Here is a 22,541-nt window from a genome sequence, read left to right as displayed (position 1 = left end):
AAAAGGGCGCGTCGGTTTCCCGACGCGCCCTTTTCTGTTTCTTGAGACTCAACGCGGCAGCGTGGTCGCGCCCATCAGCGCTTCGTCAATCGCGCGTGCGGCCTGGCGGCCTTCACGGATCGCCCAGACGACGAGCGACTGGCCGCGGCGCACGTCGCCGGCAGTCCAGAGCTTGTCGACCGAGGTCTTGTAGTCACGCTCGTTGGCGATGACGTTGGATGAGCCGCGCTTGTCGGTGTTGATCGCAAGCTTGTCGCCGAGGTCCTTCAGCACGCTGTCGGTGAAGGGACCGCGGAAACCGATGGCGATGAAGGCGAGGTCGGCCTTGATGATAAACTCCGTGCCGGCGATCGGCTTGCGGCGGTCGTCTACCTGGCAGCACTTCACGCCGATCAGGACACCATCCTCGTCGCCGACGAATTCGAGCGTACCGACCTGGAACTCGCGCACGGCGCCTTCGGCCTGCGAGGAGGAGGTGCGCATCTTCGTCGCCCAGAACGGCCAGACGGCGAGCTTGTCTTCCTTTTCCGGCGGCTGCGGACGGATGTCGAGCTGGGTGACCTTCACCGCACCTTGGCGGAACGCCGTGCCGACGCAGTCGGACGCGGTATCGCCACCGCCGACGACGACGATATGCTTTCCACCGGCAAGGATCGGATCGGACGGCCAGCCGACGCTGTCGATGTTCTCGCGACCGACACGACGGTTCTGCTGCACGAGATAGGGCATGGCATCATGCACGCCTGCGAACTCGACGCCCGGAATGCCTGCATCGCGCGGCGTTTCGGAGCCGCCGCAGTAGAGAACAGCGTCATGCTCGGCGAGCATCTCGTCCATCGGCTTGTCGACGCCGACATTGACGCCGTAATGGAAGGTCACGCCCTCGCCGCGCATCTGGTCGACGCGACGGTCGATGAAGTTCTTCTCCATCTTGAAGTCCGGAATGCCATAACGCAGCAGGCCACCGGCCTTGGATTCGCGCTCGTAGAGATGAACTTCGTGGCCGGCGCGGGCGAGCTGCTGGGCAGCCGCCATGCCGGAAGGGCCGGAACCGATGACGGCGACCTTCTTGCCGGTCTTCACCGTCGCCGGCTGCGGCACGATGTAGCCCATTTCATAGGCCTTGTCGGCAATCGCCTGCTCGACGGTCTTGATGGAGACCGGCGCGTCCTCGAGGTTCAGCGTGCAGGCCTCCTCGCAGGGTGCGGGGCAGACGCGGCCGGTGAACTCCGGAAAATTGTTGGTCGAATGCAGGTTGCGGATCGCCTCTTCCCAGTTGCCGTTATAGACGAGGTCGTTCCAGTCGGGAATCTGGTTGTGCACCGGACACCCGGTCGGGCCGTGGCAATAGGGAATGCCGCAGTCCATGCAGCGTGCGGCCTGCTTCTGGACCTCCGGGTCCGACATGGGGATGGTGAATTCGCGGAAATGGCGGATGCGGTCGGAGGCCGGCTGATACTTCGCCACCTGTCGGTCGATTTCCATGAAACCAGTTACCTTGCCCACTTCAAAAATCCTTGCTCAAGACGGTGCCTTCAAGGCCCCGGACCGGTGCGCAGCTCCGCTGTCGCGCCGGTTAAGATGAATTCGATCCTGATTTCGCTGTCCTTACGGCGCGCAATCAGTCGGTGAAGGTCGAAAACCGCTGCCTCACTCGGCAGCGACCCCCATCCTCATGCGCTCCATCTCTTCGAGAGCGCGGCGATACTCGACCGGCATCACCTTGCGGAATTTCGGGCGATACTCGACCCAGTTGTCGAGGATCTCCTTGGCCCGCGGCGAGCCCGTATAGTGCAGGTGGTTCGAGATCAGCTGATAAAGCCGCTCCTCGTCATGGCGTGTCATGTCGTCGGACACGTCGACCATGCCCTTGTGCATGAGGTCGCCACCGTGGTGGTGCAGCTTCTCCAGCATGTCGTCCTCTTCCGGCACCGGCTCGAGTTCGACCATCGCCATGTTGCAGCGGCGGGCGAAATCACCGGCCTCGTCCAGCACGTAGGCAACGCCGCCCGACATGCCGGCCGCGAAGTTGCGCCCGGTCTGGCCCATAACGACGACGACACCGCCCGTCATGTATTCGCAGCCATGGTCGCCCACGCCCTCGACGACGGCCACCGCACCGGAGTTGCGCACCGCAAAACGCTCGCCAGCAACGCCGTTGAAGTAGCACTCACCGGCGATCGCCCCATAGAGAACCGTGTTGCCGACAATAATCGACTCATGCGGTACCGCCCGGTTGCCTTCCGGCGGACGCACGATGATGCGGCCACCCGAAAGACCCTTGCCGACATAGTCGTTGCCGGCGCCGACGAGGTCGAAGGTGATACCCCGGGCCAGGAACGCGGCGAAGGACTGGCCGGCCGTGCCATGCAGCTTCACCGAGATCGTATCGTCCTTCAGGCCCTTGAAGCCATAACGCTTGGCGACGGCCCCGGAGAGCATCGCGCCGGCCGAGCGATCGACGTTCTTGATATCGACCTCGAAGGCGACGGGCGTCTTCGATTCCAGCGCGGGCTTGGCCTGCTCGATGAGCTTGCGGTCGAGGATGTCGTGGATCGGGTGGTTCTGCCGCTCGGTCCAGTAGGTCGCCTCCTTCGGCGCATCGACCTTGTGGAAGATGCGGCTGAAATCGAGCCCGTTCGCCTTCCAGTGCGAAATCATCGTCTCCTTCTCGAGCAGTTCCGAGGCGCCGATGATCTCGTTCAGCGAGCGAACGCCGAGCGAAGCCAGGATTTCGCGCACCTCTTCGGCAACGAAGAAGAAGTAGTTGATGACATGCTCCGGCGCGCCCTTGAAGCGCTTGCGCAGAACCGGGTCCTGCGTCGCAACCCCCACCGGACAGGTGTTGAGGTGGCACTTACGCATCATGATGCAGCCGGCCGCAATCAGCGGCGCGGTGGCAAAGCCGAACTCATCGGCGCCCAGCAGCGCACCGATGACGACGTCGCGGCCGGTCTTCAGGCCACCATCGACCTGCAGCGCAATGCGCGAACGCAGCTTGTTCAGCACGAGCGTCTGGTGCGTTTCGGCAAGGCCGATTTCCCAGGGGGAACCGGCATGCTTCAGCGAGGTGAGCGGCGAAGCACCCGTGCCACCGTCGAAACCGGCGATCGTGATATGGTCCGCGCGCGCCTTGGCAACACCGGCGGCAACCGTGCCGACGCCGACTTCCGAGACGAGCTTGACCGAGATATCGGCCTCGGGGTTGACGTTCTTCAGGTCATAGATGAGCTGCGCCAGATCCTCGATCGAGTAGATATCATGGTGCGGCGGCGGCGAGATGAGACCGACGCCCGGCGTGGAGTGACGGGTTTTTGCGACCGTCGCATCCACCTTGTGACCGGGCAGCTGGCCGCCTTCGCCGGGCTTGGCACCCTGCGCGACCTTGATCTGCAGCATGTCCGCGTTGACCAGGTATTCCGTCGTCACGCCGAAGCGGCCGGATGCGACCTGCTTGATCGCCGAACGCTCGGGGTTGGCGGAACCGTCCGGCCGCGGCAGATAGCGGTCGGCTTCCTCGCCGCCCTCGCCGGTGTTCGACTTGCCGCCGATCCGGTTCATGGCGACGGCAAGCGTCGTATGCGCTTCGCGGGAAATCGATCCGAAGGACATGGCGCCCGTCGAGAAGCGCTTGACGATGTCCGCCGCCGATTCGACCTCGTCGATGGAGATCGGCTTGCGGCCGGCAGCCTCGGCGCCCTTGATGGCGAAGAGGCCGCGGATCGTGTTCATACGCAGCGACGAGGCGTTCACCAGTTCGGCGAATTCCTTGTAACGGTCGGCCGCATTGCCACGCACCGCATGTTGCAGCGAGGCGATGACATCCGGCGTCCAGGCATGATCTTCACCGCGCATGCGATAGGCATATTCGCCGCCGATATCGAGCGTGTTGGCGAGCAGCGGATCGCGACCGAAGGCGGCCTTGTGGCGATTGAAGGTCTCCGTGGCGATCTGTTCAAGGCCGATGCCCTCGATGGTCGTCGCCGTGCCGAAGAAATACTTGTCGACCAGCTCGGACGACAGGCCGATGGCGTCAAAAATCTGCGCGCCGCAATAGGACTGGTAGGTCGAGATGCCCATCTTGGACATGACCTTCAGGATACCCTTCCCGATCGCCTTGATGTAGCGGTAGACGATCTCTTCCCCGTCGACCTCCTTCGGGAACTCGCCGCGCTTGTGCATGTCGGTGAGCGTGTCGAAGGCGAGATACGGGTTGATCGCTTCCGCGCCATAACCGGCGAGAAGGCAGAAATGATGGACCTCGCGCGGTTCGCCGGTTTCAACGACGAGGCCGACCGAGGTGCGCAGGCCCTTGCGGATCAGGTGGTGGTGCACGGCGGCGGTCGCCAGCAGCGCCGGGATCGCCACGCGGTCCGGCCCGATCTGGCGGTCGGAGAGCACGATGATGTTGTAGCCGCCGTTGACCGCATGCTCGGCGCGTTCACACAGCCGGGTGAGCATTTCCGGCATGCTTTCGGCGCCGCGCGAGACGTCATAGGTGAAGTCCAGCGTCTTGGTGTCGAACAGGTCCTCGACATGGCCGATGGAGCGGATCTTTTCGAGATCGCCGTTGGTGAGGATCGGCTGGCGCACTTCCATGCGCTTGGCCTTCGCCGCACCGCCATGGTCGAGAATGTTCGGACGCGGCCCGATGAAGGAGACGAGGCTCATGACCAGTTCCTCGCGGATCGGGTCGATGGGCGGGTTCGTCACCTGCGCGAAGTTCTGCTTGAAATAGGTGTAGAGCAGCTTGGTCTTGTCGGACATGGCCGAGATCGGCGTGTCCGTACCCATGGAGCCGATCGCCTCCTGCCCCGTCGTCGCCATCGGCGACATCAACAGCCTGGTGTCCTCCTGGGTGTAGCCGAAGGCCTGCTGGCGATCGCGCAGCGACACGTCGCGGCGCAACGCCCGCGGTTCGACCGGGCCGAGTTCTTCCAGGATGATCTGGGTGTTGCCCAGCCAGTCGCGGTAGGGATGCTTGGAGGCGAGCGCAGACTTCACCTCGTCGTCGGAGATGACGCGGCCCTCTTCCATGTCGATGAGCAGCATCTTGCCCGGCTGGAGACGCCACTTCTTGATGATGCTCTCTTCCTTGACCGGCAGCGTACCGGCTTCGGAGGCGAGGATGACGCGATCGTCATCGGTCACGAGATAGCGGGCCGGGCGCAGGCCGTTGCGGTCGAGCATCGCGCCGACCTGCCGGCCATCCGTGAAGGCGACGGCGGCCGGGCCGTCCCACGGCTCCATCAGGGCCGCGTGGTACTCGTAGAACGCCTTGCGCTCGGGGCTCATCAGCTGGTTGCCGGACCAGGCTTCCGGGATCAGCATCATCGCCGCATGGGCCATGGAGTAACCGCCGCGCACGAGGAACTCGAGCGCGTTATCAAAACAGGCGGTGTCCGACTGGCCCTCATAGGAGATCGGCCAGAGCTTGGTGATGTCGTCGCCGAAGAGCGGTGAGGACACGGAGGCCTGGCGGGCCGCCATCCAGTTGACGTTGCCGCGCAGCGTGTTGATTTCGCCGTTGTGGGCGACCATGCGGTAGGGGTGCGCCAGCTTCCAAGACGGGAAGGTGTTGGTGGAAAAGCGCTGGTGCACGAGGGCGACGGCCGATTCGAAGCGCGGGTCGGCCAGGTCCTTGTAGTAGGCACCCACCTGATAGGCGAGGAACATGCCCTTGTAGACGATCGTCGTCGAGGACAGCGAGACCGGGTAGAAGTTGCTCTCCTCGCCCTCGTATTCGTCATAGATGCGGTTGGAGATCACCTTGCGCAGGGTGAAGAGGCGACGCTCGAATTCCGCATTGGTCGCGGCTTCGCGGCCGGCGCCAACAAACACCTGGACATGGCGCGGCTCGGTGGCGGCGATTTCCGGCGCCTTCGAGAGCGAGGCATTGTCGACCGGCACGTCGCGGAAGCCGATGAGGACCTGGCCCTCCTCGGCAATGACGTCGCCGATGACCTTCTTGAAATAATCGACGAGCTTTTCGTCCTGCGGCATGAAGATATGGCCGACGGCATATTCGCCGGCCTTCGGCAGGGTGATGCCCTGTATCGCCATCTCCTCGCGGAAGAAGCGGTCCGGGATCTGCACGAGGATGCCGGCACCGTCACCCATCAGCGGATCGGCGCCGACAGCGCCACGATGCGTCAGGTTTTCGAGCATGAAGAGCCCGTCCTTGACGATCTGGTGCGACTTCTGGCCCTTCAGGTGCGCGACGAAGCCGACGCCGCAGGCATCGTGTTCGTTGCGCGGATCATAAAGGCCCTGTCGTTTCGGCATGCCTGTCGTGGAGGGACGCGTTTTGGCGTCCGTCGCAGTAATCTGCGTCCGGTTCTGCCTAAACCCGTTTGATGGCGTCATGTCCGTCATCGTCGTCCCTCCTTCTAGGCCCGGCATCGTGCGGGCAACCGTTTTCGCCCACGTGGCAGCCGTTTGCCTTGTCGCAAGTACGGCCACGCGAGCGTCTCTTGTATGGACCTGATCCGACCGTAAAAAGACGACGGCCGACCAGACATGTCATCGGAACCGTCAAGGCGGCGGGCTTTTCAGGAGAGAACCTCTCCATCACCCGGCGCCGTGTGCGGCACTCTCTCGCGGTCGCGGGAGGCGCCTGCTCGGTCTCTTGACCGAAATAGGACAGCAACACTGTCCTATTTCATGTGTTCTATGCCAGAAACACCCCAGCCCTGCAAGGCCATCATGCCAAATAATCACCATGTCATGAAGAAAAATTGCCCGCACCGTCGAAGGCTTGAAATTAAATTACGACACTTCGACGTTTTGTTTCCGTTCCTTTCATTCTTCGGGAGGATGGCGCTTTCTGCCGATTCCGGCGATTGATCGCCATCATTTCTCCATTATGGTCCCTCGAAGACCCATTTTCGCATTGGAAACCGCATGTTTTTCGCTTCCGACAACTGGGCAGGCGCCCATCCCGACATCGCAAAGAGCCTGGTCGATGCGGCCGGCGGCTTTGCCTCCGCCTATGGTACCAGTGATCTCGACAAGCGTGTGGAAAAGACGTTTTCCGAAATTTTCGAGCGCGACGTCGCGGTGTTCTTCGTCGGCACCGGCACGGCGGCGAATTCGCTGGCGCTCGCGAGCTTCAACCGTCCCGGCGGGCAAGTTTTCTGCCACCGCGAAGCCCATGTGAATGTCGACGAATGCAACGCCCCGGAATTCTTCGCGACCGGCGCCAAGCTCGTGCCGATCGACGGCCAGGCGGGCAAGCTGTCGCCGCAGGCGCTCGCAGCCGCGATCGGCCGCTTCCCGCCGGATTTCGTGCATGGCGGACAGCCGATGGCCGTCACCATAACGCAGGCGACGGAAGCCGGCACCGCCTATACGCTGGACGAAATCGCCGCCCTCTCCGGCGTCACGAAGAAGGCCAACCTGCCGCTGCACATGGACGGCGCGCGTTTCGCCAACGCGCTTACTCATCTCGGCACGACACCGGCAGACATGACCTGGAAACGCGGCGTCGACATCCTGTCCTTCGGCGGCACGAAGAACGGCTGCTGGTGCGCGGAAGCCCTGGTGCTCTTCGATCCGGGCAAGGCGCAGCAGATGCATTTCCTGCGCAAGCGCTCGGCCCAGCTCTTCTCAAAATCCCGCTTCATCGCCGCGCAGTTCGACGCCTATTTCCGCGATGGCCTGTGGCTCACCCTCGCCCGCCACTCCAACGGCATGGCCGCCCGCCTCGCGGCCGGCTTCGCCACGTCCGACAAGGCCCGCCTCGCCTGGCCGACCGGTTCGAACGAACTGTTCGCCATCATCCGCAACGACGCGATGAAGGCTTTGCAGGACAAGGGCGCCGTCTTCTACGACTGGCCGGCCGGCCCGGACGTGAAGGCGACCATGCGCGACGACGAGACCCTGATCCGCCTCGTCACCAGCTTCGCCACCACCGAAGCGGATGTCGACAATTTTCTCTCGGCACTTTGAGACACAAAAAGTCCGCGCCCTCTCCTCCGTCATGGTCGGGCTTGACCCGACCATCCACCTTCGAAGACGTCGATGGATCCTCGGGTCAAGCCCGAGGATGACGTGGTGGGCGGGGGATCGCCTTGCACACCAAGAAGACCGACAACAAAAAAGGCGGCGCCCTGCGGCACCGCCCTTCTTCATTCCCGAACGAAGCAGAGATTAGCTGGTCTGCGCTTCGATCTGCTTGGCTTCGCGGTTGACGGCTGCAATCTCGATACGGCGCGGCTTGGCGGCTTCCGGGATTTCGCGCAGGAGATCGATGTGGAGAAGGCCGTTCTTCAGCGAAGCGGCGCGCACTTCCACGTGATCGGCGAGTTGGAAGCGGCGCTCGAAGGCGCGTTTGGCAATGCCGCGGTAAAGAAACTGGGTTTCCTCGGCCGCATCATCCTTCTTCTCGCCCTTGACGGTCAGCGCATGTTCGCGCGCTTCGATCGACAGTTCGCTTTCGTCGAAACCGGCAACCGCCATGGTGATACGGTAGGTGGTCTCACCGGTGCGTTCGATGTTGTAGGGCGGATAGCTCGGGGCCTGCTCGGGCTGGCCGAGGCTGTCGAGCATGGTGAAGAGACGGTCGAAACCAACGGTGGAACGGTAGAGGGGGGAGAAATCGACGTGACGCATGGTGTCCTCCTTCAGAGCAACGGTTGCGATCTTTCTGAAGGCTGCCCCTGATTTCCGAAGGTGCAGCCCGGTTAACCGGTCCCCGACCCTTTTTGGCGACGAAGACCTCGACGGACCCTTTCGGCGCCCGTGAGGATGAGATGGGAATGCCGTTTTCGCTGTTCAAGGGGGCAAACAACGGGCGAATCAGAACATATTTGCCGTGCGACGGAGGGATGCTCGAAAATGACTGTTTTGCAGACGACGCAGTTGACGCTCAGTCCCTGCTGCCCGCGTGACCGCACTGACTTCATGGCGCTTGAACTCGATCCGGAGGTGATGCGCTTTCTCAACGGTGGACACGCCGTAAACCACCAGGAGATCGATCCGAACGCAACGTTCCTTATGCCGAGGGGAACGGAGCCCTATGTCTGGGCGGCGCGCCGCACCACGAACGACGCGTTCGTCGGCTGGTTTTGCCTGTGGCCGGAAAACGAGACCCTCGCCGAACTCGGCTACCGCCTGCATAGGGCGGATTGGGGTCAGGGATTGGCCTCGGAAGGGGCTTCTGCACTTGTCGACTGGGGATTCAGGAATGGTGGATACGAGAAGGTCGTCGCGACCACGATGGCGGTAAACCAGGCGTCGCGCCGCGTCATGGAAAAGATCGGCATGCACCACGCACGCACGGTCTCCGTCGACTGGCCCGACCCCATTCCCGGCAGCGAGCACGGCGAGGTTTGGTACGAGGTGACGCGCGAGCAATGGGTCGGCGGTTAACCGCTCCCCCACCTTGGCAGCGATCGTCCCGAATTCTTTACGGATGAACGCCGGATGAACGATGGCTTCGGACAGCGTTCAGCTTGCCCTTGCTAAAACCGCAGCATCGGAAGCGAAAACTTTCGACGACTGGGGTGTAACGTCCCTTCCTCCCCGGTCAAATTGCGCCGGACTGCATGTGTTGTACCCCCGTGCCGCATGCAGCCGGCTTTTTTCTTTGACGGCTCAAGGGCGAGCGCCTATCCATCAATCATCGACGCCTGCCGAGACCTCATCGCCCGATGGATTCCATCCTGCACGCCACCGCCGACAATCCCGTTCCGGAAAACCACGTCGCGGGTTTCCTGGAAGGTCGCGGCGGCGTGAAAATCCGCTATGCCGTGTTCCGCTCGAAGGAACGCCAGGCGAAGGGCACGGTCGTGCTGCTGCAGGGTCGCAGCGAGTGCATCGAGAAATATTTCGAGACGATCAACGACCTCACCGCCCGCGGCCTCTGGGTCGCGACATTCGACTGGCGCGGCCAGGCCGGTTCCGACCGGCTCATCACCGGCAGCCGGGCGGGCCATGTCGCGCGCTTTGCCGATTACGAGGCAGACCTCTCGCTCTTCCTTGAAAAGATCGTGCTGCCGGACGCCCGCCTGCCCTTCTTCATCGTCGCGCATTCCACCGGCGCGCTCGTCGCACTCTCGCAGGCGCCGGCGCTGGAGAACCGCATCGAGCGCATGGTTCTCGCCGCACCCTTCGTGGCGCTTGCCGGGCAATCGATGAGCCAGCGCAAGATCGCGATCATCGCGCGCCTCGCCTCGCTCACCGGCCTTGGCAACCACACCTTCCGCAAGGGTGATCCGACATTCGATTTCGCCAACAACGTCGTGACGTCCGACGCGCGCCGCTTTGCCCGCAACGCCGCTATCTACGCCGAACATCCCGAGCTTTCGATCAGCTGGCCGAGCGCGCGCTGGCTGAACGAGACCATCGCGACCATGGCCCGCGTGACGCATCAGGACCACCTGACACGCATCCGCATCCCCACGCTGCTGCTGTGCCCGACGGCCGACATCCTCGTCCCGCGCAAGGCAATCGGCAATCTCGCACGCATCTTCCGCGCCGCACGCCTGATCGAGATCGACGGCGCACGCCATGAGCTCTTTCAGGAAGCCGACCGGTTCCGCGCGCAGGCGCTTGCCGCAATCGAGGCCTTCATTCCGGGAAGCGACGCCGAGGAAACCGGCCTCGGCGCCTGAGTTGAATCAGCTTCTCAGAAGCGCCATTGCCTCGTCATAGACCTTGCGGCTGCCGGCCGCGATGATCTCGCCGCCCATTTCCGCCGGACCGCCGTCCCAATTGGTGATGATGCCGCCCGCCTGCTCGATGACCGGAATGAGGCCGCCGACGTCATAGGGCTTCAGTCCGCATTCGACCACGAGGTCGATATGGCCGGCGGCGAGCAGCGCATAGGCGTAGCAATCGCAGCCATAACGGAAGAGCCGCACCTTGTCCTGCACCGCCTCGTAGCGGGTCTTGGCCGTATCGGTGAAGAGATGCGGCGAGGTGGTGAACATGATCGCATCCGACAGGCTGTTGCACGGCCGCGTCGAGAGTTTCCTGGTGCCATCCGGCCCGGAATAGTGCGAGACCTTGCCGTCGGCGAAGTAGCGCTCCCCCGTGAAAGGCTGATCGATCAGGCCCATGATCGCCTCGCCGTTGCGGTAGAGCCCGATCAGCGTCCCCCAGACCGGCACGCCGGAAATGAAGGCGCGCGTGCCGTCGATCGGGTCGATGACCCAGATATATTCGCGGTCAAGACCAACCGAACCGTGCTCTTCGCCGAGGATGCCATGGTTGGGAAAATGCTGCTCGATGAGCACGCGGATTGCGGCTTCCGCCGCGCGGTCGCCCTCCGTCACCGGATCGAAGCCGGAGGCCTCCTTGTTGACGACATCGGCACCAACGCGGAAACGCGGCAGGGTTTCTTGCCTTGCAGCATCGGCAAGGCGGTCGAAGAAGGCGCGATCAGGCAGCATGGGGATCTCTCGGAGGGACTGTGGATGCCATTGACATACTGCATCGGCCCGGAAAACGGAACCGCAATGCGCATCGAGGCGAAGAAGTGTGCGAGCAAGAAAATTGCTTAACGGATCACAAATTTATTCCGCAGTTGCGCTTGACACTTGTGCAGCGCAACATTACACTTTTCTTACAGTCACTCGTGGCTGTAAATACCCTCCTTGGGTGTTTCCTCCCTAGACTTGAACCGCGCCACAAGCGCGGTTTTTTTTGAGAGGAAACCGGGCCTATTCGGCCGCCAGTGCCCGGTCCGCGGCATAATCTTCCACATGGTCGGAAAAATCCTGCAGGAACGCGGCAATCGCCGTCTGCAGCACCGCGAAATCCGGCTTCTTGGCAAGCGTCGTTTCATCGACGTAGAGGCCGCGGTTTACCTCGATCTGCAGCGCGTGCAGCCCCTTGGCGGGCCGCCCATAGTGCTCGGTGATGAAGCCGCCCGCATAGGGCTTGTTGCGTACGACGGAAAAACCCATGTCCTCAAGAAGCCGCATCGCGGTGCGCGACAACTCACCCGAGGCGCTGGTGCCGTAGCGGTCACCGATGATGAAATCCGGCCGCAACCCCGAACCGGACACCCGGATATTACCCGGCATGGAGTGGCAATCGATCAGCACCGAGAAGCCGAAGGCCACATGGGTGCGCACGACAAGCCGGCGCAGGCACGCGTGATAGGGCTTGTAGACCGTCTCGACCCGCTCCAGCGCCTCCTCGACGGGGAAACGGTGGCGGTAGATTTCCATGTTTTCGGCCACGACGCGCGGCACCGTGCCGAGCCCGCCGGCGACCCGGATCGAGCTGATATTGGCATAGGACGGCAAGGATCCTTCGAACATGCGCGGATCGAGTTCATAGGGCTCGCGGTTGACGTCGAGCCAGGCGCGCGGGAAATGCGCAATCAACATCGGCGCGCCGAGCGCGGGCGCCACCGAAAACAGCTCATCGACATAATGGTCTTCCGAACGGCGGATGCCGAGTGCATCGAGACGCGACTGATCGAGGAAGCCCTGTGGATAACGCCGCCCGCTGTGTGGCGAGTTGAAGACGAGGGGCACGCTCTGCGAAACCGGCTCCAGCACTTCGAAGTGGCTGTTTTCGCTCAGAGCCTCCGCCATTGCCGTCCTTTACCATGCCTCGAAATCATTACGTCGTTCATGTTGCCAGCGGCCTCACCCCGTGTCCATACTGAGAAACGAGGGATAAGGCCTTGCCATGCCCCATTCACCGGATATTTACCGGAATACGCTCTCTTAACAGAACCGCCCGTTCGCGGGCAGACACCCTTTTAGCAATGGTTCCCGAATTCCATGACCCCCAAGATTCTCCTCGCTGAAGACGACAACGACATGCGCCGCTTTCTGGTGAAGGCGCTCGAAAAGGCGGGCTACCAGGTGCTGTCTTACGACAACGGCGCCAGCGCCTACGACCGGCTTCGCGAAGAACCCTTCTCGCTACTCCTCACCGATATCGTGATGCCGGAGATGGACGGCATCGAGCTGGCACGCCGCGCCACCGAGCTCGATCCGGACCTCAAGGTGATGTTCATCACTGGCTTCGCCGCCGTCGCGCTCAACCCGGATTCCAAGGCTCCGAAGGACGCAAAGGTCCTCTCCAAGCCGTTCCACCTGCGTGATCTCGTCGACGAGGTCAACAAGATGCTGGCCGCCTAAGCCCTGGAAAAGACCACAAAATCGGCGCGCAAAAAAAGCTAAAAAAGCCTATTGACGCCGCCAGATGTTTTGTGGTCTATGCGGCTCATCGGATGGGCGTGTAGCTCAGCGGGAGAGCACTACGTTGACATCGTAGGGGTCACAGGTTCAATCCCTGTCACGCCCACCATCCGATCTTCTGATGATTTTGAGAAATCCGCCGTGGCGGATTTTTCCGTTTCTGGGGCCTAGCACGTTGGTGCCTTAGCTATGAGATGCTGGGACCGGACCAGACTTCACCCAGTACCTCCCATTCGCCTGCAAGCGCCCCTTGGGGAAAGGTGACCAGACCACGCTCATTGCAGATGCGGTCGCCCTCCACAAAGGAGGCGAGGCGGTCGTACAATTCCATCTCATCGGCGCAACAGCCGCACCAAAACAGGACGGTGTGCCCATCCGCTTTCGCGCGTCGTGCGAATGTAGGGCGGTCTTGGCCGGCTCCGCTCTTTGTTAAGATTAACGCGAACTAGATTTGCCGATTCCTTTCCAGCCGCACGCATAGGCGCTAGTGCTTCGGCCAGGCGCTTGCTTTAAAAGGATCGGCGGACCATGTCTCGCATCGTAACAGGGACCCAGCTCAACGATACCGTATACGGTACCGACTTGAACGAGACCTATATGGCGCTTGCCGGCGATGACAAGCTTGTCGTCAGCGGCGGTAACGACTCCATGTATGGCGGCGCAGGGTGGGACACCCTCTCCTATTTCCATTACACGGGCAGCGTGAGCGTGACGCTGAACGGAGAGGGCAAGGGCATTGCGAAGGGCTCGCTCGGCGACGTCAAAAGCCTCTACTCGATCGAAGCCGTGATCCTGAGCAACAGCAACGACCTCGCGCGCGGCGATGCCGGCGCCAACACGTTCTTCGGGCGCGACGGCGACGACAGATTCATCTTCAGCGCGGGCGAAGACACCTTCTATGGTGACGGGGGCTGGGACACCCTCGACTACTTCGACTACAAGGGCAACGCGGTTGTAACGCTCAAGGGAGCGGCCGCAGGTACCGCGAAAGGCTCGCTCGGCGACATCCAGCATCTGTACTCCATTGAGGCCGTGATCCTCGGCGCGGGCAACGACACCCTTCGTGGCGATGCCGGTGCCAACACGGTCTGGGGTAACGGCGGCAACGACAACCTCAATGGGGGAGCCGGTGCGGACAAGCTTTCCGGCGGCGCTGGCGCCGACAAATTGACCGGTGGGCTTGGCGCCGACCAGTTCATCTTTTCTAACCTTAGCGATTCGACCCTCTCCACGTCCGGTCGGGACTTCATCGTCGACTTCAATCGCAGCCAGGGCGACAAGATCGACCTGGCGGCCATCGATGCCAATACGAAGATTGCCGGCAACCAGGCCTTCACATTTGTCGGCGAAAAGGCCTTCGGCAACAAGGCCGGTGAACTGCGCTACACCAATACCAATGGCGATACCTATCTCCACGGTGACGCCAACGGTGACGGCAAGATCGATTTCTCGGTTTGGCTCGACACGACGATCGAGTTTGTCAAAGGCGATTTCATTCTGTGATTTTCAGGGCGGGGAAGACGTCCTCAAACGCTCTGCCCTGCCGTACCCCAGTCCGGTAAGTAGCCGCCTATCTCTGGACAATCCTCATACCGCGGATTTGCGTCACACTTTCGGTGGCGGCGCGCTGCAGGTCGGCGCGTTGAGTGCGCTTTTCTCTTTTCGGCTTAGTTGTCCGACGTTTCGACCCACTCCTTCATAACCGCCTCACCGACCAGGCTGCGGGCGAGATCGATATGGGTCTGCGCCGCGGCGTGATCACCCAACCGGCGATAGCATCTGGCCATCGTCAGCGCAGGCAGTGGACGCTTGTGAGAAGAACACCAGTCGAGCGCCAGCTTTGCAACGGAAATGCTTTTCTCGTATGCGCCGACATCATAGAGAGCCGCGCCAAAGCCGCTCTTGATCCAGTAATAGATATCGGCGCCCGGCAAGTGGGCATCCACGTAGTCCGAGGCGGCCTTCCAATGCTCGGCCGCCTCTTCATAGCGTTCGTCGGCGCCCGCCTCGATCCCCTTCTGCGCGAGAGTGAGCGCCTCGGCCTCCCTTGGATTTTCCGGCTGTTTGCGCGCCATGCTTCGCTCCTTCGGCTATTTTCGCACCGCAGCAGGTGGCACGGCGGAAAGACACATATGCCGTGCAGGAAACAGTTGACGGCGGTGGGTGTTTTGCGCTCAAATGATGGCTGGTTCAAGTCGATCCTTGCGCCGGGAACCGATGCCAACCATGTGAAAAGGCATTCGAATTCGCTAGCGAAGGCGCATGCTGCGAATACTCCCCATCGCACGATTACCCCTGGAATACGTAAAGTGTTTATTGCCTGGCTATGCTTGTAGCGCTCTACCGCAGCGCGAGAGATAGCGCACCCCGTTGGAGGACGGGACAGGTAGGGTCGACGTGATAGGAGGAGTATCCATGAACGACGCATCCAGCATACATCCGGTGGACGAGAAGCTGCCCGTCGGCAGGCTCGCAACGCTCGGCATTCAACATGTTCTCGTCATGTATGGCGGCGCCGTCGCGGTGCCGCTGATCGTCGGGCGGGCCTTGCAGCTCAGCCCGCAAGACGTCGCATTCCTGATTTCCGCCGACCTTTTCGTCTGCGGTCTCGTCACGATCATTCAGTCGCTGGGCGTCGGCCGCCATGTCGGCATCCGGCTGCCCGTCATGATGGGCGTCACCTTCGCCTCGGTCGGCCCGATGGTTTCGATGGCCACCATGGCGCCCGGCCAGGAGGGCGCCCGCATGATCTTTGGCGCCATCATAGGGGCCGGTTTCCTGGCGCTATTGATCGCGCCGCTGATGGGGCGGCTGCTCCGCTTCTTCCCGCCCGTCGTGACCGGCACGATCATCCTCGTCATCGGCGTGTCGCTGATGCGCGTCGGCATCAACTGGACCTTCGGCAACCCCTTCGGCCCGACCGCCCCCAAACTGATCAACCCGACGCATGCCGAGTGGCTGGCCCAGATGAAGACGCTCGCCGAGAGCGGCGGCCCGGCGGTTCCGGACGGCTTCGCCATCGCGCCGACCGTCTCCAACCCGGTCTATGCCGAACCGAGCCACATCGCGCTGTCGGCGCTGGTGCTCGTCTCCATCCTGCTCATCGCCCGCTTCGGTCGCGGCCTGATCAGCAACATCGCGGTGCTCGCCGGCGTCATCATCGGCTGCCTTGCGGCATCCGTGCTCGGCATGATGCATTTCGACCGCGTCGGCGATGCCGGCTGGTTCGCCGTCGTCACGCCCTTCCGCTTCGGGGTGCCAATCTTCGATCCGGTGCTGATTGCCACCATGACGCTGGTGATGATCGTCGTGATGATCGAATCGACCGGCATGTTCCTCGCGCTTGGTGAAATCACCGACAAGCCGGTGTCCCAGCGGCAGTTGACCGCCGGCCTGCGCGTCGACGGCATCGGAACGATGATCGGCGGCCTGTTCAACACCTTCCCCTATACGAGCTTCTCGCAGAATGTCGGTCTCGTCGGCGTCACCGGTGTCAAGAGCCGCTACGTGTGTGTCGCTGCCGGCGTGATCATGATCGCGCTCGGCCTCATCCCGAAGATGGGTGCGCTGGTCGAAGCCGTGCCGACCTTCGTGCTCGGCGGTGCGGGTCTGGTTATGTTCGGCATGGTCGCTGCAACGGGCGTGCGCATTCTTGCGAATGTCGATTTCAAGTCGTCGCGCAACAACCTCTTCGTGGTTGCCGTGTCGGTCGGCTTCGGCCTCATCCCGTTGCTTGCACCGAACTACCTGATGTGGATGCCGCATGCGATCCATCCCATCATCGAATCGGGCATCGTGCTCGCCTCGATTGCCGCCGTGCTGCTGAATGCCTTCTTCAACGGTACGAGCTTCGCGCAATCCGACGCCGTCGAAGCCGCACGCCTGGCTGACTCGCACTGAGCCTACGGCTTTCAAACAAACCCGGCTTGCAGGTCGCAAGCCGGGTTTTTCCGTGAACAATGTCTGCTCCGGCATTTTCCTGCGGCCGCTTCCGAGGCATAGCAGGGACATGGCAGTTAGAGCGCCAGGAAACGGCGGCTTCGGGAGCATTCATGGTCGGCATATGGAATTGGCGCGAGGCCCTCGTTCTGGCCGTCACCCTGTGGACGGCGCTTTCCATCAACGACATCCTGATGCTGCCCGGCGGCCTGCCGATCATCGTGCCCGGTTGGTTGAGCTGCATTCTGCTCGCCCTCGTCCTGGCAAGGCTGCTCCACCATCTTCAAACCCTGCCGAAAAAGCAGGCCATCGGCTTCGGCGTTCTCGCCGTCTTCTTTGCCGCTGTCAGCCAGGCCGTGTTCGATATCGCGGTGATCATGATGGTCGGCCCGCATGCATTGCCAGGCGGCCTGAGCGTGCCGGGTTTTGCCCTCGCCGATACATGGGGCAAGGCCATTCTGCAGTTCCGCTTCAGCTTCATATGGAATGCCATCGTTTTCGGCTTCTATGTGGCGGCGCTCTCGCTGCTCAATGCGCAGCGCCGCAAGCTGGATGCGGAATTGCGGGCGCTGCGTTACGAACTCAATCCGCATTTCCTCTTCAACACGCTGAATTCCATTGCCGGTCTGATCGAGGAAGGATCGGGCGGTCGGGCGGACCGCATGGTGCTGTCGCTCTCGCGTTTCCTGCAAACGACACTCTCACTCGACCCGTTGCATGACGTGCCACTGGCAGAAGAGATCGCCCTTCAGCGCGACTACCTCGAAATCGAGCATGAGCGGTTCGCCGACCGCATGGCCTTCGACATCCGCCTTCCGGCAGATCTCGGGCCGGCGCTTGTTCCCAACCTCATCCTTCAGCCGTTGATCGAGAACGCGGTCAAGCACGGCGTTGCTCCGGCGCGAAAGCGCGTCACCATCGTGCTGGAGACGAAACGGGAGGGAGATCGGCTGGTGCTGAGCGTCGAAAACGATCTGCCGGACGCCCAGGGAGCGCGTAAGCCCGCCGGCATGGGTGTCGGTCTCAGGAATATCAGCGACCGGCTGCAAGCGCGTTTCGGCAGCCGGTGGCGCTTCTCGTCAGGTCCGGTGGATGGGGGCCGCTACCAGGCCGTCATCACATTGCCGTTCCGGACGGCCTGAAGGCCTGCGGGCCTCCAGGCGGATCGCAAGCCGCTATCGGCTCAGTTCAGCGGAACACTCAGGCCGCCACCGGAGACCGGCGGACGGGCATAGGTCGTGTTGCTGCTGGCCCCAGTCGTGTTGCAACCCGCAAGGGTCAGAACCGCAAATGCGACGACGACGAAACCGGAAATGGGACGCATGGACCTCTCCTTTATGGTGTGCCCGTAACACATAGGCATGCCGGATGATTCCGTCCACCACGACCCGAATAGAAAAGCCCGGCGCGATGCCGGGCTTTTGCAAGTCTACCACTCGGCGACGCTGCCATCCTCGTGACGCCAGACGGGATTGCGCCAGCGATGGCCTTCCTTGGCCCGCTCGATGACGTATTGCTCGTCCACCTCGATGCCGAGACCTGGCCCCTGCGGGATCGACACGAAGCCATCCGCATAATGGAACACCTCCTTGTTCGAGATGTAGTCGAGGATGTCGTTGCCCTTGTTGTAGTGGATGCCGAGGCTCTGCTCCTGGATGAACGCATTGTGCGAGACGGCATCGATCTGCAGGCAGGCGGCAAGCGCGATCGGCCCCAGCGGGCAATGCGGCGCCAGCGCCACGTCATAGGCTTCCGCCATCGCCGCGATCTTGCGGCATTCCGTAATGCCGCCGGCATGGCTGAGGTCCGGTTGGAGGATATCGACATAGCCGTCCGACAGCACCGACTTGAAGTCCCAGCGCGAATAGAGGCGTTCACCCAAAGCAATCGGCGTCGAGCAATGGTTGGCGATTTCCTTCAGCGCCTCGCGGTTTTCGGAAAGCACCGGCTCCTCGATAAACAGCAGCTTGAACTGCTCGAGTTCCTTCGCCAGCACCTTGGCCATCGGCCGGTGCACGCGGCCGTGGAAATCGACGCCGATGCCGATATAGGGGCCGATCGCCTCGCGGATCGTCGCGATGGTCTCGACCGCCTTTTCCACCTTGTCCCAGGTGTCGACGATCTGCATTTCCTCGCAGCCGTTGAGCTTGATGGCCTTGAAGCCGCGGGCGACGACCTCCTTGGCATTGTTGGCGACGTCGGCCGGCCGGTCGCCGCCGATCCAGGAATAGACCTTGATCTTGTCACGCACCTGGCCACCGAGCAGCGCATGGACCGGCTGGCCATAGGCCTTGCCCTTGATGTCCCACAGCGCCTGGTCGATGCCGGCGATCGCCGACATGTGCACGGCGCCGCCGCGGTAGAAGCCGGCGCGGTACATGACCTGCCAATGGTCCTCGATCAGCAGCGGATCCTTGCCGACAAGGTAGTCCGACAGTTCATGCACGGCCGCTTCCACGGTCAGCGCACGCCCCTCCACCACCGGCTCGCCCCAGCCGACGATGCCCTCGTCCGTCTCTATCTTCAGGAACATCCACCGCGGCGGCACGATGTAGGTCGTCAGCTTGGTGATCTTCATGTCGTTTCATCCCTCGTCGGTTTGTCTTCCGTCACGGGCTTTTCGCCCGCGGAGTTCATCAGCCGGCCTTGCCAATCAGGCCGGAAAGATCACGCGCGGCGAGATCGAGAATGTTGCGCGAGCACGTCTCTGCCCGCGTGGCGTCCCGCATGCGCAGCGCATCGACCAGCTCGCGGTGCACGCCCAACGCCTCGTCGCGTTTCCCCGAGGCCCGATTGGAAGCGTGCAGCGCATGAGAGAGGGCCGCATGAATGATCGACGAGAGCTGATGAAACACCTTGTTGTGGCTCGCCTTGAGGAGGGTCTCGTGAAAGCGGGTGTCCGCCGCCGTGAAGGCCTCCAGATCGCCTTCCGCGTCTCCCATCTCGTCACAGGCACGTTCGAGGTCGGCGATTTCCTGCGCCGTCGCGCGGGATGCGGCAAGAAAGGCGGCCGCAGGCTCCACCGTGCGGCGCGCCTCCAGGATCGAGCTTAAGAGCTCTGCCGACAGCACGTCCGGCCCCATCCATTCGAGAATCTGCGCGTCGAGCACATTCCATTCGGACCGGTCCAGGACGAGCGTTCCGACGCGCGGCCGGCCATGCACAAGGCCTTTCGTCTCCAGCACCTTCAGTGATTCGCGAATGACGGTGCGGCTGACGCCATAGGTCTCACAAAGGTCGCTCTCGCGCGGCAAAACCGTGCCCGGCGGAAAACGCCCGCCGCAAATGTCCGCGCCGATCGCCGCCGTCACGTTGTGGCGCACACGCGGGCGACGCGATTGTGGCCGCTGCGCCTGTCTCTTTGCCTTGTCCGCCACGCCATCCCCATCGGTTGGAATTAATCATCGTACAATTACAAACAAATCATATGACAAATTGATGGCGAAGACCATGACCCACCCCGTTCATTCGAACCAATATTCGCATTATTGACTTTTGCTGACAAAGTGCATAATGTACCGAACCCAACCGCAGGAGCCGCCATGCTCGCCGAACTCCCCGCCGTGCTCGTCCTCAACGCGAAAGACAATGTCGGGGTCGTGCCCGCCAATATCGATACCGGCCGGGCGCTGGTGAACGGCGTCACGGCGATCGAGCGCATTCCGCGCGGCCACAAGGTGGCGATCGCGCCGATCGCGGAAGGCGCGGCGGTCCTGAAATACGGCCAGATCATCGGCTATGCGACGAAGGCGATCCGCCCCGGCGAGCATGTGCACCTGCAGAACCTCGCCATTCTCGATGTGGCACTGAAACACGAATTCTGCATCGACAACGCCCCGCCCGTGATGGTGCCGGAAGCCGAGCGCCGCACCTTCGATGGCTATGATCGCGGCAATGGCCGCATCGGCACACGCAACTATATCGGCATCCTCTCAACGGTGAACTGTTCCGCCACGGTCTCGCGCTATGTGGCGGAGCATTATGCCCGCAAATTCCGCGAGACCGGTCACGACAATATCGACGGCGTAGTGGCGCTCACCTATGGCGGCGGCTGCGCGCTGAACCTGAAATCCGAGGGCGGGCGCATCCTCACCCGCACCTTCAAGGGCTATGCCCGCAACCCGAATTTCGGCGGCATCCTGATGATCGGGCTGGGCTGCGAGACCTTTCAATATGGCCCTCTTGTCGAGGAAGCCGGGCTGGAGGAAGGAAAAACCTTCCGCAAGATGATGATCCAGGAACAGGGCGGCACGCGAAAGACCATCGAGGCCGCCTGTGCGATGATCGACGACATGCTGCCGGATGTCGGCCGCATCCGCCGCACCCCGCTGCCCGTCTCCGGCATCAAGCTGGCATTGGAATGCGGCGGCTCGGACGGCTATTCCGGTATTTCCGCCAACCCCGCACTCGGCATCGCCTCCGACCTTCTCGTGCAGGAAGGCGCCACCACCGTGCTGTCTGAGACACCGGAAATCTATGGCGCCGAGCATCTTCTCACCCGCCGCGCCGCCCGTCCGGAGGTCGCGGAAAAACTGCTCGCCCGTATCGACTGGTGGCGGGACTACACGGCGAAAAACGACGCCGAACTCAACAACAACCCCTCCTTCGGCAACAAGGCCGGCGGGCTTACGACCATTCTGGAAAAGTCGCTGGGCGCCGTCGCCAAAGGCGGCTCGATGCCGCTCAACGCCGTCTATGAATATGCCGAAGAGGTGACGGAGCCCGGCTTCGTCTTCATGGATACGCCCGGCTACGACCCGGCCGCCGTGACCGGCCAGATCGCCGGCGGCTGCAACCTCGTCGCCTTCACCACCGGCCGCGGTTCGGTCTCCGGTTACAAGCCGGCACCCTGCATCAAGATCGCCACCAACACGCCGATGTACGAGCACATCAAGGAAGACATGGACATCAATTGCGGCACGATCGTCGACGGCACCGAGACGATCGAACAGGCCGGCCGCCGCATCTTCGAATTCGTCATCGCGACCGCCTCCGGCCGCAAGACCGCAAGCGAAGCCTTCGACTACGGCGACAACGAATTCGTGCCCTGGCAGGTCGGCGCGATTACCTGACCGTCAGGCGTGCATGAGGATATTGACGAGCGTGCCAGCTGGATCGCGCACGAAAAAACGCCGCACGCCCCAGGGCTCGTCCGCCGGCCCGTATTCGATCGCATAACCGGCCGCGAGCACGGCACGATGAACGGCGTCCACGTTATCCACCTCGATCGACAGCCCCGGCACCGGCGTGCCCGCACCGCCTTCGGAGGCGAAGCTCACCTGCAAGGGCATAGTACTGCCCGCGACCCCATAGGTGGCGATCCAGCCGTGATCCATCAGCAGGTCCAGCCCGAGAACATCCTTGTAGAACCGCGCGACCGCTGCAGGCTCGGCCGTTTCGATGTTCGCGACAATGCGTTTGACCTTCATTCCAATC

Annotated in this window: 18 protein-coding genes and 1 tRNA gene; 9 read left to right on the top strand and 10 right to left on the bottom strand. The window is 62.4% G+C overall.

What is annotated here, in order from left to right:
* Window positions 1–48 precede the first annotated feature (48 nt).
* Window positions 49–1,506 (bottom strand): glutamate synthase subunit beta, encoded by a 1,458-nt coding sequence (locus BSY16_RS19180; protein ID WP_069061156.1) that lies wholly within the window; start codon window positions 1,504–1,506, stop codon window positions 49–51.
* A gap of 144 nt (window positions 1,507–1,650) precedes the next feature.
* Window positions 1,651–6,375 (bottom strand): glutamate synthase large subunit, encoded by a 4,725-nt coding sequence (gene gltB / locus BSY16_RS19175; RefSeq protein ID WP_069061155.1) that lies wholly within the window; start codon window positions 6,373–6,375, stop codon window positions 1,651–1,653.
* Between the two features lie 528 nt (window positions 6,376–6,903).
* Here gltB and BSY16_RS19170 point away from each other — a divergent pair.
* Window positions 6,904–7,950, top strand: a complete 1,047-nt coding sequence (locus BSY16_RS19170; protein WP_069061154.1) for a threonine aldolase family protein — start codon at window positions 6,904–6,906, stop codon at window positions 7,948–7,950.
* 201 nt (window positions 7,951–8,151) lie between these two features.
* On the opposite strand, the gene BSY16_RS19165 is transcribed toward BSY16_RS19170, so the two are convergent.
* Window positions 8,152–8,613 carry an Hsp20 family protein gene (locus BSY16_RS19165; protein ID WP_069061153.1) on the bottom strand — a complete coding sequence of 154 codons (462 nt, stop codon included), beginning with the start codon at window positions 8,611–8,613 and terminating at the stop codon, window positions 8,152–8,154.
* A gap of 225 nt (window positions 8,614–8,838) precedes the next feature.
* On the opposite strand from BSY16_RS19165, the gene BSY16_RS19160 reads away from it, so the two are divergent.
* Together BSY16_RS19160 and BSY16_RS19155 are read left to right on the top strand one after the other, a co-directional pair.
* Window positions 8,839–9,372: a GNAT family N-acetyltransferase gene (locus tag BSY16_RS19160; RefSeq protein ID WP_069061152.1), complete on the top strand. Its 534-nt coding sequence runs from the start codon at window positions 8,839–8,841 to the stop codon at window positions 9,370–9,372.
* Window positions 9,373–9,653: 281 nt separating this feature from the next.
* Window positions 9,654–10,616: an alpha/beta fold hydrolase gene (locus BSY16_RS19155; protein ID WP_069061151.1), complete on the top strand. Its 963-nt coding sequence runs from the start codon at window positions 9,654–9,656 to the stop codon at window positions 10,614–10,616.
* Between the two features lie 6 nt (window positions 10,617–10,622).
* Here BSY16_RS19155 and hisN read toward each other — a convergent pair whose 3' ends face one another.
* Together hisN and BSY16_RS19145 are read right to left on the bottom strand one after the other, a co-directional pair.
* Window positions 10,623–11,396 carry a histidinol-phosphatase gene (gene hisN, locus BSY16_RS19150; protein ID WP_069061150.1) on the bottom strand — a complete coding sequence of 258 codons (774 nt, stop codon included), beginning with the start codon at window positions 11,394–11,396 and terminating at the stop codon, window positions 10,623–10,625.
* 270 nt (window positions 11,397–11,666) lie between these two features.
* Window positions 11,667–12,551 carry an N-formylglutamate amidohydrolase gene (locus tag BSY16_RS19145; RefSeq protein ID WP_069061149.1) on the bottom strand — a complete coding sequence of 295 codons (885 nt, stop codon included), beginning with the start codon at window positions 12,549–12,551 and terminating at the stop codon, window positions 11,667–11,669.
* 192 nt (window positions 12,552–12,743) lie between these two features.
* Here BSY16_RS19145 and cpdR1 point away from each other — a divergent pair, with 192 nt between their 5' ends.
* The 3 genes from cpdR1 (at window position 12,744) to BSY16_RS19130 (ending at window position 14,669) form a co-directional block, all read left to right on the top strand.
* Window positions 12,744–13,106, top strand: a complete 363-nt coding sequence (cpdR1, locus tag BSY16_RS19140) for a response regulator CpdR1 (protein ID WP_069061148.1) — start codon at window positions 12,744–12,746, stop codon at window positions 13,104–13,106.
* Between the two features lie 94 nt (window positions 13,107–13,200).
* Window positions 13,201–13,275 (top strand) — tRNA-Val (locus tag BSY16_RS19135).
* A gap of 488 nt (window positions 13,276–13,763) precedes the next feature.
* Window positions 13,764–14,669, top strand: a complete 906-nt coding sequence (locus tag BSY16_RS19130; RefSeq protein ID WP_069061147.1) for a calcium-binding protein — start codon at window positions 13,764–13,766, stop codon at window positions 14,667–14,669.
* Between the two features lie 164 nt (window positions 14,670–14,833).
* On the opposite strand, the gene BSY16_RS19125 is transcribed toward BSY16_RS19130, so the two are convergent.
* Entirely contained in the window at window positions 14,834–15,241 is a 408-nt protein-coding gene (locus BSY16_RS19125) for a hypothetical protein (RefSeq protein ID WP_069061146.1), read from the bottom strand.
* Window positions 15,242–15,581: 340 nt separating this feature from the next.
* Here BSY16_RS19125 and BSY16_RS19120 point away from each other — a divergent pair, with 340 nt between their 5' ends.
* Together BSY16_RS19120 and BSY16_RS19115 are read left to right on the top strand one after the other, a co-directional pair.
* Complete coding sequence (locus tag BSY16_RS19120; RefSeq protein ID WP_069061145.1) at window positions 15,582–17,066, top strand: nucleobase:cation symporter-2 family protein; 1,485 nt, start codon at window positions 15,582–15,584, stop codon at window positions 17,064–17,066.
* Window positions 17,067–17,218: 152 nt separating this feature from the next.
* The gene (locus BSY16_RS19115; protein ID WP_069061144.1) at window positions 17,219–18,247 is read left to right on the top strand and encodes a sensor histidine kinase; all 1,029 of its coding nucleotides are present in this window, start codon (window positions 17,219–17,221) and stop codon (window positions 18,245–18,247) included.
* Between the two features lie 41 nt (window positions 18,248–18,288).
* Here BSY16_RS19115 and BSY16_RS32475 read toward each other — a convergent pair whose 3' ends face one another.
* The 3 genes from BSY16_RS32475 to BSY16_RS19105 all read right to left on the bottom strand — a co-directional run bounded on the left by BSY16_RS32475 (window position 18,289) and on the right by BSY16_RS19105 (window position 20,482).
* On the bottom strand, window positions 18,289–18,429 hold the full coding sequence (locus BSY16_RS32475; RefSeq protein ID WP_171902433.1) for a hypothetical protein: 141 nt from the start codon (window positions 18,427–18,429) through the stop codon (window positions 18,289–18,291).
* Window positions 18,430–18,534: 105 nt separating this feature from the next.
* The gene (gene dgoD, locus BSY16_RS19110; RefSeq protein WP_069061143.1) at window positions 18,535–19,683 is read right to left on the bottom strand and encodes a galactonate dehydratase; all 1,149 of its coding nucleotides are present in this window, start codon (window positions 19,681–19,683) and stop codon (window positions 18,535–18,537) included.
* A 58-nt stretch (window positions 19,684–19,741) separates the two neighbouring features.
* The gene (locus BSY16_RS19105) at window positions 19,742–20,482 is read right to left on the bottom strand and encodes a FadR/GntR family transcriptional regulator (protein WP_069061142.1); all 741 of its coding nucleotides are present in this window, start codon (window positions 20,480–20,482) and stop codon (window positions 19,742–19,744) included.
* A 165-nt stretch (window positions 20,483–20,647) separates the two neighbouring features.
* On the opposite strand from BSY16_RS19105, the gene BSY16_RS19100 reads away from it, so the two are divergent.
* Window positions 20,648–22,177, top strand: coding sequence for a UxaA family hydrolase (locus tag BSY16_RS19100; protein WP_069061141.1), 1,530 nt, complete (start codon window positions 20,648–20,650; stop codon window positions 22,175–22,177).
* Window positions 22,178–22,180: 3 nt separating this feature from the next.
* Here BSY16_RS19100 and BSY16_RS19095 read toward each other — a convergent pair whose 3' ends face one another.
* On the bottom strand, window positions 22,181–22,534 hold the full coding sequence (locus BSY16_RS19095) for a VOC family protein (protein ID WP_069061140.1): 354 nt from the start codon (window positions 22,532–22,534) through the stop codon (window positions 22,181–22,183).
* Window positions 22,535–22,541 lie beyond the last annotated feature (7 nt).

This window comes from Sinorhizobium sp. RAC02, assembly GCF_001713395.1.
In the GTDB taxonomy this organism is placed as follows: domain Bacteria; phylum Pseudomonadota; class Alphaproteobacteria; order Rhizobiales; family Rhizobiaceae; genus Shinella.
Note: the sequence above shows the minus strand (reverse complement) of the source record. Positions and strands in the feature narration are given on the sequence as shown.